Origin of the sequence: Streptomyces viridiviolaceus, assembly GCF_014650995.1 — a bacterium.
In the GTDB taxonomy this organism is placed as follows: domain Bacteria; phylum Actinomycetota; class Actinomycetes; order Streptomycetales; family Streptomycetaceae; genus Streptomyces; species Streptomyces viridiviolaceus.
Window position 1 is genome coordinate 55132 of the sequence record NZ_BMWA01000026.1, and the last position, 21158, is coordinate 76289.

Annotated in this window: 20 protein-coding genes; 12 read left to right on the top strand and 8 right to left on the bottom strand. The window is 73.0% G+C overall.

Annotation, left to right across the window (positions count from 1 at the left end; all coding sequences use genetic code 11):
• Positions 1 to 21: 21 nt before the first annotated feature.
• The 3 genes from IE260_RS31455 to IE260_RS31465 all read left to right on the top strand — a co-directional run bounded on the left by IE260_RS31455 (position 22) and on the right by IE260_RS31465 (position 3172).
• Positions 22 to 513, top strand: coding sequence for a PH domain-containing protein (locus tag IE260_RS31455; RefSeq protein ID WP_189878064.1), 492 nt, complete (start codon positions 22 to 24; stop codon positions 511 to 513).
• Between the two features lie 278 nt (positions 514 to 791).
• Entirely contained in the window at positions 792 to 2123 is a 1332-nt protein-coding gene (locus IE260_RS31460) for a hemolysin family protein (RefSeq protein WP_189878066.1), read from the top strand.
• Positions 2120 to 3172 carry a hemolysin family protein gene (locus IE260_RS31465; RefSeq protein WP_189878068.1) on the top strand — a complete coding sequence of 351 codons (1053 nt, stop codon included), beginning with the start codon at positions 2120 to 2122 and terminating at the stop codon, positions 3170 to 3172. Before IE260_RS31460 ends, IE260_RS31465 begins: the two co-directional genes overlap by 4 nt.
• Before the next feature lie 92 nt (positions 3173 to 3264).
• Here IE260_RS31465 and IE260_RS31470 read toward each other — a convergent pair whose 3' ends face one another.
• Both IE260_RS31470 and IE260_RS31475 read right to left on the bottom strand, forming a co-directional pair.
• A complete protein-coding gene (locus IE260_RS31470; RefSeq protein ID WP_189878070.1) occupies positions 3265 to 5127 on the bottom strand; it encodes an AAA family ATPase in 1863 nt (620 codons plus the stop codon).
• A gap of 431 nt (positions 5128 to 5558) precedes the next feature.
• Positions 5559 to 6194 (bottom strand): uridine kinase family protein, encoded by a 636-nt coding sequence (locus IE260_RS31475; RefSeq protein WP_189878172.1) that lies wholly within the window; start codon positions 6192 to 6194, stop codon positions 5559 to 5561.
• 227 nt (positions 6195 to 6421) lie between these two features.
• On the opposite strand from IE260_RS31475, the gene IE260_RS31480 reads away from it, so the two are divergent.
• From IE260_RS31480 to IE260_RS31495, 4 genes are all read left to right on the top strand, one after another.
• A complete protein-coding gene (locus IE260_RS31480) occupies positions 6422 to 7795 on the top strand; it encodes a C39 family peptidase (protein ID WP_189878072.1) in 1374 nt (457 codons plus the stop codon).
• Between the two features lie 163 nt (positions 7796 to 7958).
• On the top strand, positions 7959 to 8099 hold the full coding sequence (locus tag IE260_RS31485) for an SCO1431 family membrane protein (protein ID WP_189878074.1): 141 nt from the start codon (positions 7959 to 7961) through the stop codon (positions 8097 to 8099).
• Positions 8100 to 8181: 82 nt separating this feature from the next.
• Positions 8182 to 8841, top strand: a complete 660-nt coding sequence (locus IE260_RS31490) for a TetR/AcrR family transcriptional regulator (RefSeq protein WP_189878076.1) — start codon at positions 8182 to 8184, stop codon at positions 8839 to 8841.
• A 384-nt stretch (positions 8842 to 9225) separates the two neighbouring features.
• On the top strand, positions 9226 to 10398 hold the full coding sequence (locus IE260_RS31495) for an acyl-CoA dehydrogenase (protein WP_189878078.1): 1173 nt from the start codon (positions 9226 to 9228) through the stop codon (positions 10396 to 10398).
• Here the strand turns inward: IE260_RS31495 and IE260_RS42060 are convergent.
• A complete protein-coding gene (locus tag IE260_RS42060) occupies positions 10361 to 10606 on the bottom strand; it encodes a hypothetical protein (protein ID WP_229881485.1) in 246 nt (81 codons plus the stop codon). The genes IE260_RS31495 and IE260_RS42060 overlap by 38 nt on opposite strands.
• 213 nt (positions 10607 to 10819) lie before the next feature.
• Entirely contained in the window at positions 10820 to 11257 is a 438-nt protein-coding gene (locus IE260_RS31500; RefSeq protein WP_189878080.1) for a hypothetical protein, read from the bottom strand.
• A 265-nt stretch (positions 11258 to 11522) separates the two neighbouring features.
• Between IE260_RS31500 and IE260_RS31505 the strand changes: the two genes are divergently transcribed.
• From IE260_RS31505 to fxsA, 4 genes are all read left to right on the top strand, one after another.
• On the top strand, positions 11523 to 11963 hold the full coding sequence (locus IE260_RS31505; protein ID WP_018548954.1) for an Lrp/AsnC family transcriptional regulator: 441 nt from the start codon (positions 11523 to 11525) through the stop codon (positions 11961 to 11963).
• Positions 11964 to 12041: 78 nt separating this feature from the next.
• Positions 12042 to 13655: an amidohydrolase gene (locus IE260_RS31510; RefSeq protein ID WP_189878081.1), complete on the top strand. Its 1614-nt coding sequence runs from the start codon at positions 12042 to 12044 to the stop codon at positions 13653 to 13655.
• A gap of 539 nt (positions 13656 to 14194) precedes the next feature.
• A complete protein-coding gene (locus IE260_RS31515; RefSeq protein ID WP_189878083.1) occupies positions 14195 to 15049 on the top strand; it encodes a polyprenol monophosphomannose synthase in 855 nt (284 codons plus the stop codon).
• A 46-nt stretch (positions 15050 to 15095) separates the two neighbouring features.
• On the top strand, positions 15096 to 15668 hold the full coding sequence (gene fxsA, locus IE260_RS31520; RefSeq protein WP_189878086.1) for an FxsA family membrane protein: 573 nt from the start codon (positions 15096 to 15098) through the stop codon (positions 15666 to 15668).
• Positions 15669 to 15962: 294 nt separating this feature from the next.
• On the opposite strand, the gene IE260_RS31525 is transcribed toward fxsA, so the two are convergent.
• The 4 genes from IE260_RS31525 to yczE form a co-directional block, all read right to left on the bottom strand.
• Entirely contained in the window at positions 15963 to 16337 is a 375-nt protein-coding gene (locus IE260_RS31525) for an RNA polymerase-binding protein RbpA (RefSeq protein ID WP_003977404.1), read from the bottom strand.
• A gap of 279 nt (positions 16338 to 16616) precedes the next feature.
• Complete coding sequence (locus IE260_RS31530) at positions 16617 to 17963, bottom strand: MFS transporter (protein ID WP_189878088.1); 1347 nt, start codon at positions 17961 to 17963, stop codon at positions 16617 to 16619.
• Between the two features lie 51 nt (positions 17964 to 18014).
• Entirely contained in the window at positions 18015 to 18782 is a 768-nt protein-coding gene (locus IE260_RS31535) for a glycerophosphodiester phosphodiesterase family protein (RefSeq protein WP_189878090.1), read from the bottom strand.
• A complete protein-coding gene (yczE, locus tag IE260_RS31540; protein WP_189878091.1) occupies positions 18779 to 19471 on the bottom strand; it encodes a membrane protein YczE in 693 nt (230 codons plus the stop codon). The genes IE260_RS31535 and yczE overlap by 4 nt, the downstream gene beginning before the upstream one ends.
• A gap of 64 nt (positions 19472 to 19535) precedes the next feature.
• On the opposite strand from yczE, the gene IE260_RS31545 reads away from it, so the two are divergent.
• Complete coding sequence (locus tag IE260_RS31545; RefSeq protein WP_189878093.1) at positions 19536 to 21035, top strand: SCO1417 family PLP biosynthesis transcription factor; 1500 nt, start codon at positions 19536 to 19538, stop codon at positions 21033 to 21035.
• Positions 21036 to 21158 lie beyond the last annotated feature (123 nt).

The window sequence follows — 21158 nt, forward strand, 5'->3', positions numbered from 1 at the left end:
CACAGCCAACGGAGCACCCTCATGTCGGACACCCAGCCGGGGGGCGCCCAGCCCGCCACCGGGGACCTGCCCGCACTGCCGGTCACCTTCCGGCCTGGCCGCACCCGGGCCGTCCTGATCGTCTCGGCCGTGCTGATCTTCGGGACCATCACGGCCGTGGCGGTGGCGCTCAAGGGCCTCGGCCCCGGAGAACGGCTCAGCTTCGTGCTGACCGCCCTTCTCCTGGCGGGGGTCCTGCTCCTGCTGGCGCGCCCCAAGGTCGTCGCCGACGAGTCGGGGGTCACCGTGGTCAACCTCACGAACAAGCGGCGCCTGGAGTGGGCGGAGATCCTCCGGGTGAACCTCCGCCCGGGTGATCCCTGGGTGTTCCTCGACCTCAGCGACGGCACCAGCCTGCCCGCGCTCGGCATCCAGCCGGGCATCGCCCGGCAGCGGGCCATCGCCGACGGGCGGGCGCTGCGCGCGCTCACCGAGGCCCGTTCGACCGCCGGTCCCGAGGCTCCGCGCGGCTGATCCGCGGCCCTCGGGGCCCGCCCCGGACGGATGTCCGGGGCGGCTCGCAGGCGCACACCCTGCCGCAGGGCGCCCGGTCGTGATTAATCTGGGAACCGAGGACGCGGCCGTCGCGTCCCTGCCCCTGTCGCTCCGCCCGGTGCACGGGGGTTCCTGCTACCCGAGGAGTGACTCCCTCCGGCGATGGACGGATCGTCCTGTAGTACCTGCGCCGCCCCCTGCCGACACAGCGCGCACCGCACCCCCGCGGGACGCGCCCATGCGGAGGCGGCGGCATCATGACCACCCCCCTGCTGCTCCTGGCAGCCGCATTCCTGCTGATCCTCGCCAACGGCTTCTTCGTCGCCGCCGAGTTCGGCCTGGTGACGGTGGAACGCCCCGACGCCGAGCAGGCCGCCGCCGACGGCGACCGACGCGCCCGCCGGGTCGTCGAGTCCCTCAAGGAACTGTCCTTCCAGCTCTCCGGCACCCAGCTGGGGATCACCATCACCTCCCTCGTCGTGGGCATGCTCGCCGAACCGGCACTCGCCCAGCTGCTGGACGGCCCGTTCACGGCGATCGGCATCCCCGACGGTGCCGTACCCGGCCTGTCGGTGGTCGTCGGCATGCTGCTGGCCTCCGCCGTGCAGATGGTGATCGGCGAGCTCGTGCCCAAGAACTGGGCGGTGTCCAAGCCCCTGCAGGTCGCGCGCTTCGTCGCCGGCCCGCAGCATGCCTTCGCCCGTCTGTTCCGCCCGGTGATCGCCGCCCTCAACGCGGTGGCCAACCGCCTCGTGCGCGCGCTCGGCATCGAGCCCGCCGACGAGCTGGCCTCCGCTCGCACCCCCGGCGAGCTCGTCTCCCTGGCCCGGCACTCGGCCCGGGCCGGCGCCCTGGAACAGGACACGGCCGACCTCTTCGTACGGACCCTCTCGCTCGGTGAGCTGACCGCGCAGCACGTCATGACCCCACGGGTGAAGGTCAGCGCCCTGCAGTCGTCGGCGACCGCCGAGGACGTGGTCAACCTCACCCGCGCCACCGGTCTGTCCCGCTTCCCCGTCTACCGGGAGAAGATCGACGAGATCGCCGGCATGGTCCACCTCAAGGACGCCCTCGCGGTACCCGCGCACGACCGGCTGCGCACCCCCGTCGGCCGGATCGCGCGGCCGGCGCTGCTCGTCCCCGAGACCCTGCCCGTCCGGCCGCTGCTCACCCGGCTGCGCAGCGAGCAGCCCATCGCGGTCGTCGTCGACGAGTACGGCGGCACCGCCGGCGTCGTCACCCTGGAGGACATCGTCGAGGAGATCGTGGGCGAGGTGCGCGACGAGCACGACGGCCTGGACCTCCCGGAACTCGTCCCCGCCCCGTCCGAGGAGGGCCGTCCCGCCTGGGACGTCGACGGCAGCTGCCGCGTCGACGCCCTGCGGCGCATCGGCCTGGAGGCACCCGAGGGGCCGTACGAGACCGTGGCCGGTCTGGTCGCCGACCTGCTGGGCCGGATCCCGGCCGTCGGGGACCGGGCGGAACTGCCCGGCTGGCGGTTCTCCGTCCGGCAGGTCGGCCACTACCGCGCGGAGCGGATACGGCTGGTGCGGACGGCGCCGGTGCCCGTGCTGGAGGCCGCCCGATGAGCGTCCTCCAGCTCCTGTTCGCCGCGCTGCTCGTGCTCGCCAACGGCTTCTTCGTCGGCGCCGAGTTCGCCCTCGTCTCCGTACGCCGCAGCCAGATCGAACCGCTCGGCACCGCCCGCGCCCGGCAGGTGCTCCACGGACTGGAACGGCTGCCCCAGATGATGGCGGCGGCGCAGTTCGGCATCACCGTCTGCTCGCTGACGCTCGGAGCGGTCGCCGAGCCGACCGTCGCCCATCTGCTGGAGCCCTTCTTCGAGTGGATCCACCTGCCGCACGGCGTGATCCACCCGCTGGGCTACGTCATCGCGCTGGCCGCCGTGGTCTTCTGCCACCTCGTCATCGGCGAGATGGTCCCGAAGAACCTGGCGATGGCCGCCCCCGAGAAGGCCGCGCTGTGGCTGAGCCCCGGCCTGGTCGCCTTCGCCCGCCTGTGCAAGCCGATCACCGTCGCCCTCGGCGCCTGCGCCCAGGGCGTCCTGCGGCTGTTCCGCGTCGAGCCCAAGGACGAGGTCGAGGCGGTCTTCACCAGCGAGCAGCTCAACCGGCTGGTGGAGGACGCCGGCCAGGCCGGACTGCTCGACCCGGAGGAGCAGGAGCGTCTGGAGGACGCCCTCGAACTGGGCTCACGCCCGGTCACCGACGTGCTCCTGCGACGCGAGGCGCTGGTGACGGTCAGCCCTTCGGTCACGCCGGGCGAGATCGTCCAGCTCACCGCCCGCACCGGGTACTCCCGCTTCCCGGTCGCCGCCGAGAACGGCGCGTTCATGGGCTATCTGCACGTCAAGGACGTCCTGGACCTGGAGGACTCCGACCGGGCCGTTCCTCAGCAGCTCTGGCGGCCCATGACGACGCTGCGACCCGAGCTGCCGCTCGACGACGCGCTCACCGTGATGCGCCGGGCCGCCACGCATCTGGCGCAGGTGGCCGACGCCTCCGGGAAGGCGCTCGGCCTGGTCGCGCTGGAGGACGTACTGGAGCTGCTCGTCGGCGAGGTACGCGACCCGGCACACCGGGAGGCACGGGAGTGGCAGGGGGTGCTGGCGACGTAGCCGCGGGCGGTCGTGCCGCCGGGGCGCCACGGTGGGCACGGCGGCACCCCGTCGGTGCGGCGAGCGAACCCACCCGGCCACCCCGGCGCGTCTCACATGGCCGACGGATCCTGGGGCCCCCGCCCCGACAGGACCTCCCCGTACGCCTGCATCAGATCCGGCAGCCGCAGCGTCGCCAGGTCCTCCCGCGTCAGCGTGCCGGGATACGCGGACAACCGCAGATCCCGGTACGCGCAGCTCTTCTCGTACAGCGTCCGCAGGAACCGCCCGTTGCCCAGCTCGTCGATCCACCCCTGGTCGACGACGTGCCCGGCGATCGAGCGCAGCTCGTCGAGGGCCTCCTCGTCCCACGCGTCGCCGTTCTCGGCGGCGAGCACCTCGCCGATCGCGGTCAGTTCCAGCGGGCGGTACGAGGGGAAGTCCACGCGGGTGGTGAAGCGGGAGGACAGCCCCGGGTTGGCGGCCAGCAGCCGGTCCATGCCCTCCGGATAGCCGGCCAGGATCACCACGAGGTGGTCGCGGTTGTCCTCCGCCCGCTTCAGCAGCACCTGCAGGGCCTCGTCGCCGTACGCGTCGCCCTTGCCGTAGCCGGAGTTGGAGAGGGAGTACGCCTCGTCGACGAAGAGGACGCCGCCGAGCGCGGAGTCGATCAGCTCGTTGGCCTTCACTGCCGTCTGGCCGAGGTACTCGCCGACCAGGTCGGCGCGCTGTGCCTCCACGAGATGGTCGCCGCCGAGCAGTCCGAGGGCGTAGAACACCCGGCCCAGGATGCGGGCCACCGTGGTCTTGCCGGTGCCGGAGGGGCCGGAGAAGACGAAGTGACGTTTGGGCGGCTGGACCGGCAACCCCTGCCCGGCCCGCAGCCGCGCCATGTTCAGCTGGGCCGACAGCGCCTTGACCTGCCGTTTCACCGGCTCCAGTCCGACCATGCGTTCCAGTTCGGCGAGCGCCTCCTCCAGTAACGCCGGGTCGGTGGGTCCGGCGGGCAGGGACTGCTCCGGCACACCGGTCTTCTCACGCACCGGCGGGCCGGTCACCGACGGCAGGGGGACGGACGGCGGGTCGGGGTCGGAGAGCTTCAGGTCGCGCTCCTCGGCACCGAAGAGCGGATCCAGCCCGTCGGGGCCGTCCAGGGCGTCCGGTCCGGCGCCGGCCGGCGAGAGCGCCGTGAAGTCCGTGGAGTCCTCGTAGCCGTCGCTCTCGACGATCGCCGCCAGCCGGGCCGAGGTGTCCATGAAGGCAGGGTCGACGCGGTGCACCGCCCGGTACAGCGGCAGCGCGGCGGCGCTGCGCCCGGTGCCCTCGTGGGCCCGCGCCAGCCAGTAGCGCAGCTCCTTGCGCTGGGGCTGCTCGCTGCGGCACCGCATCAGGGCCGCCGACAGCAGCGGTTCCGCCTGCCCGTACATCTCCAGGCGCACCCGGGCCATGCCGCCGAACAGGCCCGCCTCGATGCCGAGCAGCGGCTCGCCGAGCAGCGGGTCGGTGTGCCGCACGAGCTGTTCCCAGTCCTTGACCAGGTAGGCGCGGCAGGCGTGCAGGAAGCGGACCTGCGGGTCGGTGTCCACCGGCGGCAGTCCGGCCAGGGCCCGGTCCAGCTCGGGGACGTGGCGGCCGTCCAGCCAGTGGGAGGCGTGGGCGAGCAGCAGGTCGCGGGGGCTCTCCAGAACGGGCTGTACCCACCAGCCCAGCCAGTACCACGAGTTGAGCGTGCGGCGGTGACGTGCGCGCTGCTCGCCGAAGCGGTCCCGGTGCCGGAACATCCTGAGCAGCGCGGTCGTCGTGTCGACGCGCAGCGCGTGCAGCCCGAGCCAGCCGTCGGCCATCCCGGGATCGATGCGCACCGCGGCCCGGAACTCCTCCTCCGCCTGCGGATAGGCGCCCATGGTGTAGGCGTCCACGCCGCGCAGCCAGGCGAGGTCGGCCGGGGCCTGCGGGCCCTGCGTGCCGAAGTCCATCAGGTCCCCCACAAACCGTGCCCCCGTCGGTATGCCGCCGGGCCGTCGCCGGGCGGCCGCCTTGGTCCAACCGCTGTGCCACGGACCGGAGTTGTCAGGTGCGCGAAGCAGTCGTCCGTAGGCCGCACCGAGGGCATCGTACCCGCGGTGGTCTTTCCTCCGAAGGGTGCCGGGACAGCATGTTCGGCGAGGTGGGAGCAGGCGGAGGTGACGGCGAATGGTGACCGAGGGTGATCGGTCGGCGTCGCGCAGCAGCCGGAAAACAAGATCGGGACAGAACGAAGCCCCCGATCACGGGGGAACAACCGGGGGCTTCGCGTCTGTCGGCGGCTCCGAATGGCCGCACATTGAGAACGTAAGTCCTGTACGGCCCCTGGGTCAAGCGGAGTTGGGCCGCTCCGGCGGGTTGCCGGAGAGGGGTCTTCACAGGTTCAACACATCGCGGACGGTCCGTCACGGTCCGTGACGGGTCGGGCCGATGCATGGGGTCCCACAGGCCCCTGGAGCACCTCATACCCCCGCTCCCTCTGGCGCACCAGAAGATGCGCGAAGGGGCGCGAAGGGTCGTCGGCGAAGTGCCGGCGCTCCGCCGGGATCCACCCGGCCCAGAACGTCCGCTGCTCCTCCCCGTCACGCGCCCGTCCGCGCCCCCACGCTTCCTCGGCCGGCACGTCCATCCACAGCAGCCGAGCCAGGTACGGGCGCAGCGCCCGGCGGCCGGAGCCGACCCCCTCGACCAGGATCACCGGTGCGGGCGGCAGCGGGCGCGGCTCCCGGAAGCGCCGGGCCCGCCAGTCGTAGGGGGCGTAGCGCGCGGTGGCACCGTGCCGGAGCGGTTCGATCACCTGGCTCAGCAGTCGCCCGGTCCAGTCGAACAGCTCGTCGTGGCAGGCGACGTCGTCGAGGTGCAGGACCGGCGCGTCGCCCATGGCGGTGGCCAGCCGCCCGGCGAAGGTGGACTTCCCGGAGCCGGCGTGCCCGTCGACGCCGATCAGACGGGCGGGCCCGCAGGAGGGCGGGAGGCGGCGGAGCCGGGAGGCGAGCTCGTGGAGGACGGGGTCGTGGATGGCGGGTCCCGGGCGGAGCGAAGGGGCGGACGACGTTCGCGAGCACTCTAACGGCGCCCGCACCGGCGGGTCCTGCCGGACCCCGGCCGGCGCCAGTGGTCGACACCAATATTCGTACGCGTGGCGTGGGCAGAAGTGCTGGCAGGAGCGGGCGGCTGCGGCCATAGTTGGCGCACAACCGTGCAACGGACCCTGCCCCGACTCGTACCCCTGGGGGTCTTCCGCCCATGAGCAGAGCCGAACAGCCGTCCCGCAGAACCGTCCTGGCCGCCGCCGTCGTCGCAGCCGTGGCGGGCAGCACCGCCCCGGCGGCCGCCGAAACCGCACCCGCCGTCGGCGCAGGCGGCGCGAGGCCCGGCCGCGCCCCGGCCGGCCCGGTCGACTACCGCGCCTGGACCACGTTCCGCGACTGGCGCGGCGGAACCGCGCAGGGAACCCGCGCCGTCGCGGGCGCCCGGCCCGGCGTCGTGATCGGTGCCCCCGCGGGCACCACCGACTACGCCGACCCGCACACCGGCAAGACCGCCACCTGGGAGTACGCGACCTGGACGTCCCCCGTCCACCGGCTCGCCGTGCCCTCGACGGAGGCGATCGCCTCCTGGAACGCCCACACCCCGGCCGGCACCTGGCTCCAGGTCGAGCTCAAGGGCAGCTACTCCGACGGCACGGACACGCCCTGGTACGTCATGGGCCGCTGGGCGGCGGGCGACCAGGACATCCGCCGGACCTCGGTCGACGACCAGGGCGACGGCAAGAGCAGCGTCTGGACGGACACCTTCGCCATCGACGACGCCTCCTCCGGCCTGCGGCTGGTCTCCTACCGGCTCCGGCTGACCCTCTACCGCCGGCCCGGCACGCGGAACACCCCCACCGTGTGGCGGCTCGGCGTCATGGGCTCCGACATCCCCGACCGCTTCACGGTCCCCGCCTCCACGCCCGGCCTCGCCCAGGAGCTGCTCGTCCCGCGCTACTCGCAGGAGATCCACAAGGGTCAGTACCCGGAGTACGACAACGGCGGCGAAGCCTGGTGCAGCCCCACCTCCTCGCAGATGATCATCGAGTACTGGGGCGGCCGCCTCACCGAGGGGCAACTGGCCTGGGTCGACCCCTCCTACGCCGACCCGCAGGTCTGCCACGCGGCCCGGTACACGTACGACTACCAGTACGCCGGCTGCGGAAACTGGCCGTTCAACGCCGCCTACGCGGCCACCTTCAAGGACCTCCAGGGCGTGGTCACCCGGCTCCGTTCCCTCACCGACCTGGAGACGCTGATCGCGGCCGGCATCCCGGCCATAACGTCCCAGTCGTTCCTGGAGAAGGAACTGACCGGGGCGGGCTACGGCACCTCCGGCCATCTGATGACCGTGATCGGCTTCACCGCGGACGGCGACGTGATCGCCAACGACCCCGCCTCGCCGAGCAACGAGGCCGTGCGCCGCGTCTACAAGCGGCGCGAGTGGGAGAACATCTGGCTGCGCACCAAGCGGTACAACGCCAGCGGAAAGGTGGTCTCCGGCACCGGCGGCGTCTGCTACCTGTACTTCCCCGCGAACCCGAGTCCGCGCCAGCGCGACGCGCTCGCGGCGGTGGGCGTGCGCTGAACCCGTCTCCGCCGGGCCCCCGGCACCGTGCCGGGGGCCCGGCGTGTGACCGACCTCTCTGTCGCGGACGCCGATTTCGGTGGCAAGGTGGACGGATCGGTGGGGGGAGTCCACCCGTACGTCGACGTACAGCGACCCGTACGTCCGAGACCAGCGAGAAGCCATGACCGCACACACCGCCACCGCCGCCCGCGTCCGTACCGGCGGCCCCAAGGACGACGGCCCGAAGATCGTCGAGCACGTCATGGGCTGGACCCTCGTCGTGGTGATCGCGATGCTGGTGACCCAGCTGGGCCTGCTGTGACCTGACCCACCTGTGACCTGAGCCACGACCCGACCTGCCATACTGCGGATGTCCCGCCCCCCGCAGGAGACCAGGGTCGAAATTGAATATCAGTCAACAGGGTGCCGACGCCCGTCCCCGGGCGCGCGGCACCGAGCGCTCGCTGGCGCGCCGCGCCGAACTGATCGCCATCGGGCGGAGGTTGTTCGCCGACACGTCCTACGATGCGCTCTCGATGGACGACATCGCCCGCCAGGCGGGTGTCGCCAAGGGGCTGATCTACTACTACTTCCAGTCGAAGCGCGGCTACTACCTGGCGATCATCCAGGACTCCGTCGCCGACCTGGTCACCACCGCCGCGGGCGGCACCGACCTGCCCCAGGTGGACCGGGTCCACCGCACCATCGACGGTTACCTGCGCTACGCCGAGCACAACCAGGCCGCCTACCGCACGATCGTCAGCGGCGGTGTCGGCTTCGACACCGAGGTCCACGCCATCCGGGACGGGGTGCGCGAGGCGATCGTCGCCACCATCGCCGAAGGGGCGTACGGCCGCTGCGACATCGATCCGCCGGCCCGCATGGGCCTGCTCTCCTGGGTGTGCAGCGTCGAGGGTGCCACCCTGCACTGGATCGGCCGCCCCGAACTGTCCCGCGAGACCATGCGCGACCTGCTGGTGAAGACGCTCGGCGGCACCTTGCGCGCCGTCGAGGAGCTGGATCCCGCCTACCCGGCCCCCGCGCCGGCCCGTCGCGACGGCTGACGAAAGGGAGTGGGGCCGGTACGGCGCCGCCGCCGTATCTCCGGTCCGGTGGGCCGGTCGACCGCCCGGACCGGCCTGCCGTTCGCGGTGCCCTGCCGGCTCCCCGGGGTACGTGCCGGCCGGCCGCCGACGGGCCGGGCCGTTTCCGGGATCCGGGCCGGCTGCTGCCGACTTCGAGGGGGCGGGGACATTTCTTGAAGTGAGCGGTCGTTAACTGGTGACTCCATGCGTCCGATCGGGCATACTCACAGCGCACAGCCGCTGGTCAGCCGCTTCCGTGACCCGGGAGTGCGAGCATCGGCCAGGCCCGGAACGACCCGGCGGAGCCGCCTCCACCCAAGGCGCACGTCCGCCGATGTGCCCGACAGGGAGGAGAGCGTCGCCATGCCCGACCGCGCCCCGCAGCCGGTGGACCGGCAACTGCCCACGGACGAGGCACGGGACCTGATCTCGCTCGTCCGCGACATCGCGCAGCACGAGATCGCCCCGAAGGCGGCCGAGGAGGAGGACGCCGGCCGCTTCCCGCGCGAGGTCTTCGCCCTGCTCTCGGACTCGGGCCTGCTCGGCCTGCCGTACGACGCCGAGTACGGCGGCGGCGAGCAGCCCTACGAGGTCTACCTCCAGGTCCTCGAAGAACTCGCCGCGGCCCGGCTCACCGTCGGCCTCGGCGTCAGCGTGCACACCCTCGCCTCCTACGCACTCGCCGCCTTCGGCACCAAGGAACAGCAGGTCGAGCACCTGCCCTCGATGCTCGGCGGCGGTCTGCTCGGCGCCTACTGCCTCTCCGAACCCGCCTCCGGCTCGGACGCCGCCTCCCTGCGCACCAAGGCCGTGCGCGACGGCGACGACTGGGTGATCACCGGCACCAAGGCGTGGATCACCCACGGCGGCATCGCCGACTTCTACACCGTCATGGCGCGTACGGGGGAGGAGGGCCCGCGCGGCATCACCGCCTTCCTGGTCCCGGGCGACGCCGAGGGGCTGAGCGCCGCCGTGCCCGAGAAGAAGATGGGGCTGAAGGGCTCGCCCACCGCCCAGGTGCACCTCGACGGCGTGCGGGTCCCCGACTCACGGCGCCTGGGCGAGGAGGGCCAGGGCTTCGCCATCGCCCTGTCCGCGCTCGACTCCGGACGCCTCGGCATCGCCGCCTGCGCGATCGGCGTGGCCCAGGCGGCGCTGGACGAGGCGGTGGCTTACGCGACCGAGCGACGGCAGTTCGGCAGGCCGATCGCCGACTTCCAGGGGCTGCGCTTCATGCTCGCCGACATGGCCACCCAGATCGAGGCCGGGCGCGCGCTGTACCTGGCGGCGGCACGGCTGCGCGACGCGGGCCGGCCGTTCGCCAAACAGGCCGCGATGGCCAAGCTGCACTGCACCGACACGGCGATGCGGGTGACCACCGACGCCGTGCAGATCCTCGGCGGCTACGGCTACACCGTGGACTTCCCGGCCGAGCGGTACATGCGCGAGGCCAAGGTCCTGCAGATCGTCGAGGGCACCAATCAGATCCAGCGGATGGTCATCGCCCGTCATCTCGCGGGTCCCGAGGCACGCTGAAGTCGCCGAGCCCGTGCGGGAGCGCCGCGAGCCTGACCCACTCGGGGTCGTCGCGCCCCGGCAGGGTACGGCCGCGGTCGGCCCAGGTCCGCATCAGTTCGCGGTAGATCGGCGGGTCCGGGAGCTGGGGCGCCGGTGGGACCACTCCCGCGGGCACCGGGACGAACACGCGGGGTCGACGCCCGGTCGCCGAGTACGTGGGTGTCATACCCGGGCAACGCCGGGGAGTGCGGGCAGGTCACCGGCCCGCGGAATCGGGCGTGAGTTCGCGGGCGTCCGCCGACCGGTGCCGGTTGCCGTCGACGCCCGCGACCTGCCGGTCAGTAACAGACGCCCTGCTCCGCGGCGACACACCGACCCGCGCCACGGCAGCCTGCGGCCGTGGCGCGGGTCGGTCTGCGAAAAGCCGAGCGGCAGCCGCTCAGGCGGCGTGGCGCCGCATCGTCGGCACGCGCATCGGGCGGGAGCCCGGGCCGCCGACGTGGGAGAAGGGCTGCGTCCGCCAGTCGAGTCCCTGAGGGAGCGTCAACAGCAGGGCGGTGTCCTGCTCGTGCGGCCGGAAGGACTCGTCCGCGGGGCGGGCGTCGGTGGCCCGGCGGCCGGTGCCGGCGCAGACCGTCAGGCCGAACGGGTTCCACGGCGACGCGCACAGGGCGTGCTCCGGCAGAACGTCCTCGTCCGCCAGCAACGCGATGGGCTGCGCGCAGTCCGGGCAGATCACCCGGTACATCTCGAAGGTGTCGTAGGCGTCGAGCTCCTCGTCGTCGAAGGCGTCGGGTTCGACGCACTCCGGCTCGGGCTCGACGACCGGCTGCTGCCGCTTGGGCACGGTACGACCAGGGCGCTTAAGACTCTGCATGGGATTCTCCCCCTCGGGCTGGGCCGTGAAGGCACTGCGGCCTCGACCACACGAAGCACTTCCCGTCCCCCCTCGGCGGTAATCACGAGAACATCACGGAGACGGCCCGGAAGGTGTGGCGTTGGTCACATGCCCCTCGCAGATGCCCCATGCGGTGGGTTTGTCCCGGTCGGTCGGCGGCGCGGCCCCCGTCACATCACGAACCGGGTATGACCTGGCTGCTCAGGTATCCGAGGAGATCAAGCGCACTGTAGGTTCTTGCGCCATGGAGGAGCTGGACCGACAGATCGTGCAGCTGCTCGTCAAGGACGGGCGGATGAGCTACACAGACCTGGGCAAGGCCACGGGCCTGTCCACGTCGGCCGTGCACCAGCGGGTGCGGCGGCTGGAGCAGCGTGGCGTCATCCGCGGCTACGCCGCGGTCGTCGACCCGGAGGCCGTCGGGCTGCCGCTGACCGCCTTCATCTCGGTGAAACCCTTCGACCCCAGCGCCCCCGACGACATCGCCGACCGCCTGGCGGGTGTCCCCGAGATCGAGGCCTGCCACAGCGTGGCGGGTGACGAGAACTACATCCTCAAGGTGCGCGTGGCCACCCCGCACGAGCTGGAGGAACTGCTCGCCCGGTTGCGCTCCCTCGCCGGGGTGTCGACGCGCACGACGGTGGTGCTGTCCACGCCGTACGAGGCACGGCCGCCGCGGATCTGACCGGCCCGCCGCGCGCGACCCGCGCGCGGCGCCGACCTGCGTGCGGGCCGGGGCGCGCCAGGGGCGAGACTGGTGCCCATGAGTGAGTCATCCGCCCCCTCCGCGACCGTCCTGCTCCGCCGCGGGGAAGTCCACAGTCCCGCCGATCCCTTCGCGACGGCGATGGTCGTCGAGCGCGGCCAGGTCGCCTGGGTCGGCTCCGAGGGCGCCGCGGACGCCTTCGCGGACGGCGTGGACGAGGTGATCGACCTGGACGGCGCCCTGGTGACGCCGGCCTTCACCGACGCACACGTGCACACCACGTCCACCGGCCTCGCCCTCACCGGCCTCGACCTGTCCGGCGCCCCCTCCCTGCAGGCGGCCCTCGACCTCGTGCGGGAGTTCGCCGCGGCCCGCCCCGGCGACCGCGTCCTCCTCGGCCACGGCTGGGACGCCTCCCGCTGGCCCGACGGCCGCCCCCCGACGCGCGCCGAGCTGGACGAGGCCACCGGCGGCCGCCCCCTCTACCTCAGCAGGATCGACGTCCACTCGGCAGTCGTCACGACGGCTCTGCTCGACCTCGTCCCGGGTGGCGCCGGCCACGCGGACGGGCCGCTCACCGCCGACGCCCACCATGCCGCACGCGCCACCGCCTTCGGGGCCGTCACCCCGGCCCAGCGCACCGAGGCCCAGCGGGCCGCCCTCGCACACGCCGCCTCCCTCGGCATCGGCACCGTTCACGAATGCGCGGGCCCGGAGATCTCCTCCGAGGAGGACCTCACCGGCCTGTTGCGGCTGGCCTCCGAGGAAGCGGGACCGCGCGTCGTCGGCTACTGGGCCGAGGCGGCCGAGCAGGGCGTCGACAGGGCGCGGGAGCTGGGCGCGATCGGCGCCGCCGGCGACCTGTTCGTCGACGGCGCCCTCGGCTCGCACACCGCCTTCCTGCACCAGCCGTACGCCGACGCCGGCCACACCGGCACCGCCTACCTGGACGCCGCCGATGTCGCCGCCCACGTCGTCGCCTGCAGCGAGGCCGGCCTCCAGGCGGGCTTCCACGCCATCGGCGACGCCGCCGTGACCGCTGTGGTGGAGGGCGTGCGGGCCGCCGCCGACAAGATCGGCCTCGCCCGTGTCCGCGCCGCCCGCCACCGCGTCGAACACGCCGAGATGCTCACCCCCGAGACCGTCGCGGCCTTCGCCGAACTCGGCCTGACCGCCTCCGTCCAGCCCGCCTTCGACGCGCTGTGGGGCGGTGAGGACGGCATGTACGCCCAGCGCCTCGGCGCCGAGCGGGCCCGCACCCTCAACCCGTTCGCGGCCCTGCTGCGGGCCGGCGTCCCCCTCGCCTTCGGCTCCGACAGCCCTGTCACACCCCTCGACCCGTGGGGCACCGTCCGGGCCGCCGCCTTCCACCGCACGCCGGAGCACCGCGTCTCGGTGCGCGCCGCCTTCACGGCGCACACGCGCGGCGGCTGGCGGGCGATCGGACGCGACGACGCGGGCGTCCTGGTGCCGGGCGCGCCCGCGGACTACGCCGTGTGGCGCGCCGACGAACTGGTCGTCCAGGCTCCCGACGACCGGGTCGCCCGATGGTCGACCGACCCGCGCTCCGGCACTCCCGGCCTGCCCGATCTCTCCCCGGGCCGGGAACTGCCCGTCTGCCTGCGCACCGTGGTGGGCGGCCGGACCGTGTTCGTACGGCCGGGCGAGTGATCTCCACGGCCGACGGAACGGTGATCTTCGGTTGGGCCCCACCTGCGCCTCCCCCGCGCTGACCTGGGCATTGACGCGGGCGTCGCAGGTCGAGCGACTGTTGACAGCCGACGGCGGGGGGCCGATAGGTTCTCCGAGTCCACCACCGGACGCCCGACCGGGGAATCCTCCGCGCACTTGTCGCGGCGCCGCTGGGTCAGGGACGGTGTGCCGCACCGGGGCACCGCCACTGGGAGCCAGGCTCAGCGCTCGCGCGGCGACGAGGGGACGTTCCGGCCGGTCGGGAGGTGTGACCCGGGTGGGGCCCGGACGCTCAGTAGACAACGGCTTTCGGTCGACCCGCAGCCAGCGGGTCCCAGGTCGGCCCGAAGGGTGCCGGGCCCCCATCCGCCGTGGTGGCTCCGCCGTGACGGCGGCCCGAAAAGTGCAGTCCTACCCAGGTCCTGCGGAATCGACACCACCAGACCAACGTCCAGTCGCGTCACCGCAGGCCGTGGCCACTATGGTGGTTCTCTGCGTACGGACATGAAGGGGCAGCAGTGAACGACGGCGAGGGGACGCCCGCGGCAGCGGGCCAGGGGAGACGGTTCGGCCCCCTGGGCACGGCCTTGGTGATCATCCCGACCTACAACGAGGCGGAGAACATCAAGGCGATCGTCGGCCGCGTGCGCAAGGCGGTCCCGGAGGCACATGTCCTCGTGGCCGACGACAACAGCCCCGACGGCACCGGCAAGCTCGCCGACGAACTCGCCGCCGGGGACGATCACGTGCACGTCCTGCACCGCAAGGGCAAGGAGGGGCTGGGCGCGGCCTATCTCGCGGGCTTCCGCTGGGGTATGGAGCACGACTACGGCGTGCTGATCGAGATGGACGCCGACGGCTCCCACCAGCCCGAGGAATTGCCCCGCCTGCTCACCGCTCTGAAGGGCGCCGACCTCGTGCTCGGCTCGCGCTGGGTGCCCGGCGGCCGGGTGGTGAACTGGCCCAAGTCCCGCGAGTTCATCTCCCGTGGTGGCAGCCTGTACTCGCGCCTGGCGCTCGACCTGCCGCTGCGCGACATCACGGGCGGCTACCGCGCCTTCCGCCGGGAGACCCTGGAGGGGCTCGGCCTGGACGACGTCGCGTCCCAGGGTTACTGCTTCCAGGTCGACCTCGCCCGCCGGGCGATCAAGGCCGGCTACCACGTCGTCGAGGTCCCCATCACGTTCGTCGAGCGCGAACTGGGCGACTCCAAGATGAGCCGGGACATCCTGGTGGAGGCGCTCTGGCGGGTCACCACGTGGGGCGTGGGGGAGCGGGTCGGCAAGGTGCTGGGCCGTGACCGGGCAGCCGGCGGGCCGAGGGACGCCGAGGCGTCCGACCGGCCGGCCGGGACGCCGCGCAAGAACGCCTGATCGAGCCCTTATCCCGCGCTGAGCCGGGCCCAGGCACACTGGAGGCATGACGACTGGCGCTCAGACCCCCAGGACCCCCGCCCGGCCCCGGCGCTCCCGGCTGCGGACGTTCCTGCCGCTGGGGATCGCGGCATGGCTCGTGCTGGAGATCTGGCTGCTGACCATGGTCGCGGGCGCGTCGAGCGGGCTGGTGGTGTTCCTGCTCCTGGTGGCCGGAGTCGTGCTCGGCGCCGTGGTCGTCAAGGGGGCCGGCCGGCGGGCCTTCCGCAACCTCAGCGAGACGCTGCAACAGCAGCAGTCCGGCGCGATGCCCACGGCCCGGCCGAACAGCGAGGGCAACGGCCTGATGATGCTGGGCGGCCTGCTCCTGATGGTCCCGGGCCTGATCTCGGACGCGTTGGGCCTGCTCCTGCTGCTGCCCCCGGTCCAGAAGGCCGTGAGCCGCTACGCGGAGCGCACCTTCGAGCGCAGGCTCCGTGAGGCGGGCCCCGGCACCCTCGGCGACGCCTTCCGCCAGGCCCGCATGCACCGCCCGGACGGCAAGGTCGTCCAGGGCGAGGTCATACGGGACGACGCGGACGACGCCCCGCGGGATCCCCGCCCGCCGCTCACCCGCTGAACTCCCGCGGTCGGGCGGCAGGCAGCGCCCGGCCACGGCGCCGGACCGCACACGCCACACCCACGGGACTCGCGGGCCCGCGCACGAGGCCCGATGTACCCGCGGCCGTCGCGGGGCCGCCTCTGAACCCGAGGGCCGCGGCCGTACCGCGACGGTCGTGGGCCCACCCACGGCGATATCAGGTGTCCGCAGGGGCATCACGCACACACGACAGACCGCGGGTGCCGTACGTGACACGTACGGCACCCGCGGTCTGTCCACGTGCGCTGAAACCTCGCTCAGCCCCCGCGGGGACTACGCACTCTTGCGGCTGTCCCGGGGATGAACCGCGATGTTCATCGCGCCCGAGCGCAGAACGGCCAGCCGCTCCTCGAGGACCTCTTCGAGTTCCTCGCGGGTGCGCCGCTCCATCAGCATGTCCCAGTGCGTACGCGCGGGCTTGGCCTTCTTCTCCTCCGGGCCGTCGCCGTCCACCAGGAGTGCCTGGGCCCCGCAGACCTTGCACTCCCACTCCGGCGGGATCTCCGCCTCGACCGAGAAGGGCATCTCGAAGCGGTGCCCCTTCTCGCATGCGTACTCCACGGCCTGGCGCGGGGCCAGGTCGATGCCGCGGTCCGTCTCGTAGCTGGTCACCACGAGGCGCGTGCCGCGAAGAGCTCGCTCACTCATGAATCGTGCCTCCCGGGCTTGTCGCCCACAGGACAGGTGTCGCTGTCGTCGTCATCCGGTCAACGTCCGGTCGGCGGTAAAGATTCCCGTCCCGAGTCCCGTTCCGGGGCCATGCGTCGCCGTCGTAGCCGCAGCCTTGTCAACCAGTGCAGTACCCACCGGCGTCCGGTTTGTCACCTCTGATAACAGATGTGACCCAGCGTTTCGACACCTTTGACGCGCAGTAACGGTACGCCTGGCAGGCCAAACGCGTACACTACAGCCCTTTCGCGCCGAGTGCTAAATCCTTTCGGGTAGTGGATTGCCCGCGTCGGTGATCGCCCGCCTCACCGGCACCCGCGCGAGGAGCAGGAAACCGAGGGCGAAGAACGCCACGAGCGAGATGATCGCGTCCCGGTAGCTCCCGGTCAGCTGGTACGTGAGGCCGAACAGCAAGGGACCGAGCCAGCTCATGCCGCGGTCGCTCAGCTCGTACGCCGAGAAGTACTCGGCCTCCTTGCCGGGCGGAACGAGGTGCGAGAACAGCGAGCGGGACAGCGCCTGACTGCCGCCGAGCACGAGTCCGATCCCGGCGGCCAGCACGAAGAACCACGCCGGCGCGCCGGCCGGCAGGAAGTAGCCGGCCGCGAGCGTGACCGTCCAGGCGACCAGGGATCCGAGGATCGTGCGCTTCGCCCCGTACGTCCGGGCCAGCCGGCCCAGAGCCAGGGCTCCCGCCACCGCCAGCACCTGGACCAGCAGCACGGCCACGATGAGCGTGGACTGCCCGAGGTCCAGCTCCTCGGAGCCGTAGACGGACGCCTGGGAGATCACCGTCTGGATGCCGTCGTTGTAGACCAGGTACGCCAGCAGGAAGGCCAGCGTCAGCGGGTGCCGGCGCATGTCGCGTACGGTCGCCGCGAGCTGCCGGAACCCGGGGAGGGCCGCCTTGCGCGCGGGTGCCCGGCGGTCGCGCAGCCGGCGCAGCGGGACGAGTGCGAACGCGCCCCACCACAGACCGGCCGACGCCAGGCAGACGCGGACCGCCGCGCTCTCGGAGAGGCCGAAGGAGTCGTGGGCGGTGTAGAGGACCAGGTTCACCACCAGTACCAGCGACCCCGCCGCGTAACCGAAGGCCCAGCCGCGGGACGAGACCGCGTCGCGCTCCTCGGGCGGGGCGATCTGCGGCAGGTAGGAGTTGTAGAGCATCATCGCCACGGACTGCGCGGCGTTGGCGACGACCAGGAGCACGCCACCGAGCAGATAGCGGTCGCCGTCGAGGAAGAACATGCCGGTCGTGGCGGCCGCCCCGGTGTACGCGGCGACGCCCAGCAGGGGCTTCTTGCGGCCCGTGCGGTCGGCCGCGGCACCCACCAGGGGCATCACCAGCACGGCCACGATCACCGACAGGGACACCGAGTACGCGAAGAAGGACCCGGCGCGCACCGGTATCCCCAGGGGGTGGACGTATCCGTCCGCGTCCGCCGCCGACTCGGCGACCGACGTCAGGTAGGGCCCCAGGAACACCGTGAGCACGCTCGTGGAGTAGACCGAGCACGCCCAGTCGTAGAAGTACCAGCCGCGCTGCTCGCGCCGCCGGTCGGCGGCCCCGCAGGCCGCGTCCGTCCGCACGGTGTCGGTGCCCACCCGTGCCCTCGCTTCCCCGTGACGCGCGACGCCCGGGGCCCGGCCGGGGTCTCAGACCCAGACGCCGCGGTCCTCCATGACCTTGCGCAGTGTGTCGATGTGATCGGTCATGATGCCATCCACTCCCAGGTCCAGGAGCCGGTGCATGCGGTCGGCATCGTTCACGGTCCACACGTGCACCTGCAGTCCGAGCGCGTGGGCGGCGCGGACGAAGCGGTGGTCCACCACCTGGATGCCCGACTGGGCCTCGGGCACCTGCGCGGCCACCGCCGAGCGGCGCAGCGCCGCCGGCACGCCCCAGGAGCGCAGCCGCAGGTTGAGCACGCCCCGGGTGCCGTACGAGGTGGCCAGTCGCGGGCCGGCCAGCCGCTGGGCGCGGACGACGCGCGCCTCGGAGAACGAGCCGAGGCAGACGCGGTCCCAGGCGTTCGCGCGCTCGATCAGCTCCAGGAAGGGCAGCAGCGCGGGCTCCGCCTTGACGTCGACGTTCCAGCGCACCTCGGGCAGGGCCTCCAGAAGGTCTTCGAAGAGGGGTACCGGCTCCTCGCCCGCCACGCGCGCGTGGCGCACCTGCTCCCACCTCAGGTCGGCGATCCGGCCGGCGCCGTCCGTCACCCGGTCCAGGGTCGCGTCGTGGAACGCGACGAGCCTGCCGTCCCGTGTGGCGTGGACGTCGGTCTCGATGTACCGGTAGCCCGTCTCGACCGCGCGCCGGAACTGCCGGAGGGTGTTCTCCAGACCCTCCGCGGCCCCGCCCCGGTGGGCGAAGGCGATCGGGCCGGGATGGTCGAGGTAGGGGTGGCGTATCGGCGAGCTCACGGACGAAGTATCGCTCCTCGTGGTTGCCCGGCGGCAACGACCGGGCTGCCGACCGGTGCCGTGGGGACGGCGAAAGCGCGCAGGAAGAGCTGGGCGAGCGGTCCGATCGACACCGCGTACAGCAGGGTGCCGACGCCCACGGTGCCACCGAGGGCGAAGCCCGTCGCCACGACCGCGATCTCGATGGCCGTGCGCACGAGGCGCACCGACAGCCCCGTGCGCCGGTTCAGGCCCGTCATCAGGCCGTCTCGCGGGCCCGGGCCGAAGCGCGCCGCGATGTACAGGCCGGTCGCCGCGCCGTTCAGCACGATGCCGGCGACCATCAGCCCGATCCGCACCATAGGGCCGTGGACGTCGGGCACGACGGCCAGCGTCGCGTCCATAGCGGCGCCGATCACCAGCACGTTGGAGACCGTGCCGAGACCGGGCCGCTGCCGCAGCGGGATCCACAGCAGCAGCACCGCGGCGCCGACGATGGTCAGCACCACGCCCATCGACAGGCCGGTGCGCTCCGCGAGGCCCTGGTGCAGGACGTTCCACGGTTCCAGTCCGAGTCCCGACCTGACCAGCAGTGCCGAACTCGCGCCGTACAGCACGAGACCGCCGTAGAGCTGTGTCAGCCGTCGTGCGAGATGCCCTTGCCTGGACAAGACGTGCCCCCCTGTGGTGGTGGTAGTGGCCTGTTCCATGACACCCTGTGGCTTGAGAAGTGAGGCCATCCATGGCCAATCCGGGGAAGGTGGACTGATTTCCATGGTGCAGTGGACCTCGGCCGTGGGGGCGGCTCAGCTCGCCCGGCTGCTCGGCTCCCAGCAGGACCGCCCGGCCGGCCCCGGCACCCGCCGCCCGCCCGCCTACCGCGCGCTCGCCGACGGCATCCGGCTGCTGGTGCTCGAGGGGCGGGTGCCGGTCGCCGCCCGGCTGCCCGCCGAACGCGAGCTGGCCCTCGCCCTGTCCGTCAGCCGCACCACGGTCGCCGCGGCCTACGAGGCCCTGCGCGCCGAGGGCTTCCTGGAGTCCCGGCGCGGCGCCGGCAGCTGGACCGCGGTACCGGCCGGGAACCCGTTGCCCGCGCGCGGGCTCGAACCCCTTCCGCCCGAGGCCCTCGGCTCGATGATCGACCTCGGCTGCGCGGCACTGCCCGCGCCCGAGCCCTGGCTCACCCGGGCCGTGCAGGGCGCCCTGGAGGAGCTGCCGCCGTACGCGCACACGCACGGCGACTATCCGGCCGGGCTGCCCGCGCTGCGCTCGATGATCGCCGACCGCTATACCGGGCGCGGGATCCCGACCATGCCCGAGCAGATCATGGTGACCACGGGGGCGATGGGGGCGATCGACGCGATCTGCCATCTCTTCGGCGGCCGGGGCGAGCGCATCGCCGTCGAATCGCCGTCGTACGCCAACATCCTGCAGCTGATGCGCGAGGCGGGGGCGCGGCTGGTGCCCGTCGCGATGGCCGAGGGGCTGGCCGGGTGGGACCTCGACCGCTGGCGGCAGGTGCTGAGGGAGGCGGCGCCCCGCATCGCGTACGTCGTCGCCGACTTCCACAACCCCACGGGTGCGCTGGCCGACGACGACCAGCGGCGGCGGCTGGTGGACGCGGCCCGCTCGGCGGGGACCGTCCTCGTGGCCGACGAGACGATGAGCGAGCTGTGGCTGGAGGACGAGGTCGAGATGCCGCGCCCCGTGTGCGCGTTCGACCCGGCCGGCTCGACGGTCGTCACCGTCGGTTCCGCCAGCAAGGCCTTCTGGGCGGGCATGCGCATCGGCTGGGTCCGGGCGGCACCCGACGTCATCCGCAGCCTGGTCGCCGCGCGCGCGTACGCCGACCTGGGCACTCCCGTACTGGAGCAGCTGGCCGTGAACTGGCTGTTCGGCACGGGCGGCTGGGAGCAGGCCGTGCAGGTGCGGCGCGACCAGGCCCGGCAGAACCGGGACGAGCTGGTGGCGGCGGTACGGCGGGAGCTGCCCGGCTGGGAGTTCGAGGTGCCGAGGGGCGGACTCACCCTGTGGGTGCGCACCGGGGGACTGTCGGGATCGCGGCTGGCCGAGGCGGGCGAGCGCGTGGGGGTGCGGGTCCCGTCCGGTCCGCGCTTCGGGGTGGACGGGGCCTTCGAGGGGTACGTGCGGCTGCCGTTCACCGTCGGCGGGGCGGTGGCGGAGGAGGCGGCCGTACGGCTGGCCGCGGCGGCCCGTCTGGTGGAGAACGGCGGCGTGGGGGCGGGCGAGGCGCCGAGGACGTTCGTGGCGTAGCGGAACGGCCGCGCCGCCGCCGGGCTCGCAGCCGCGGGCGGGTCCGTGCGGCCGTGGCCGCTCCGGGGCGGTGGGACGCCGCCGTCGGCCGGGGCGGAACGTGGCGGTCGGTGGGGCAGGTAC

Coding starts and splice junctions, on each gene's coding strand:
- IE260_RS31485 (WP_189878074.1), top strand. CDS start 7,959: ATGACCGCACACACCGCCACCGCCGCCCGCGTCCGTACCGGCGGCCCC.
- IE260_RS31470 (WP_189878070.1), bottom strand. CDS start 5,127: ATGGACTTCGGCACGCAGGGCCCGCAGGCCCCGGCCGACCTCGCCTGG.
- IE260_RS31525 (WP_003977404.1), bottom strand. CDS start 16,337: ATGAGTGAGCGAGCTCTTCGCGGCACGCGCCTCGTGGTGACCAGCTAC.
- IE260_RS31480 (WP_189878072.1), top strand. CDS start 6,422: ATGAGCAGAGCCGAACAGCCGTCCCGCAGAACCGTCCTGGCCGCCGCC.
- IE260_RS31510 (WP_189878081.1), top strand. CDS start 12,042: ATGAGTGAGTCATCCGCCCCCTCCGCGACCGTCCTGCTCCGCCGCGGG.
- IE260_RS31465 (WP_189878068.1), top strand. CDS start 2,120: ATGAGCGTCCTCCAGCTCCTGTTCGCCGCGCTGCTCGTGCTCGCCAAC.
- yczE (WP_189878091.1), bottom strand. CDS start 19,471: ATGGAACAGGCCACTACCACCACCACAGGGGGGCACGTCTTGTCCAGG.
- IE260_RS31545 (WP_189878093.1), top strand. CDS start 19,536: ATGGTGCAGTGGACCTCGGCCGTGGGGGCGGCTCAGCTCGCCCGGCTG.
- IE260_RS31455 (WP_189878064.1), top strand. CDS start 22: ATGTCGGACACCCAGCCGGGGGGCGCCCAGCCCGCCACCGGGGACCTG.
- IE260_RS31505 (WP_018548954.1), top strand. CDS start 11,523: ATGGAGGAGCTGGACCGACAGATCGTGCAGCTGCTCGTCAAGGACGGG.
- IE260_RS42060 (WP_229881485.1), bottom strand. CDS start 10,606: ATGACACCCACGTACTCGGCGACCGGGCGTCGACCCCGCGTGTTCGTC.
- IE260_RS31495 (WP_189878078.1), top strand. CDS start 9,226: ATGCCCGACCGCGCCCCGCAGCCGGTGGACCGGCAACTGCCCACGGAC.
- IE260_RS31460 (WP_189878066.1), top strand. CDS start 792: ATGACCACCCCCCTGCTGCTCCTGGCAGCCGCATTCCTGCTGATCCTC.
- IE260_RS31500 (WP_189878080.1), bottom strand. CDS start 11,257: ATGCAGAGTCTTAAGCGCCCTGGTCGTACCGTGCCCAAGCGGCAGCAG.
- fxsA (WP_189878086.1), top strand. CDS start 15,096: ATGACGACTGGCGCTCAGACCCCCAGGACCCCCGCCCGGCCCCGGCGC.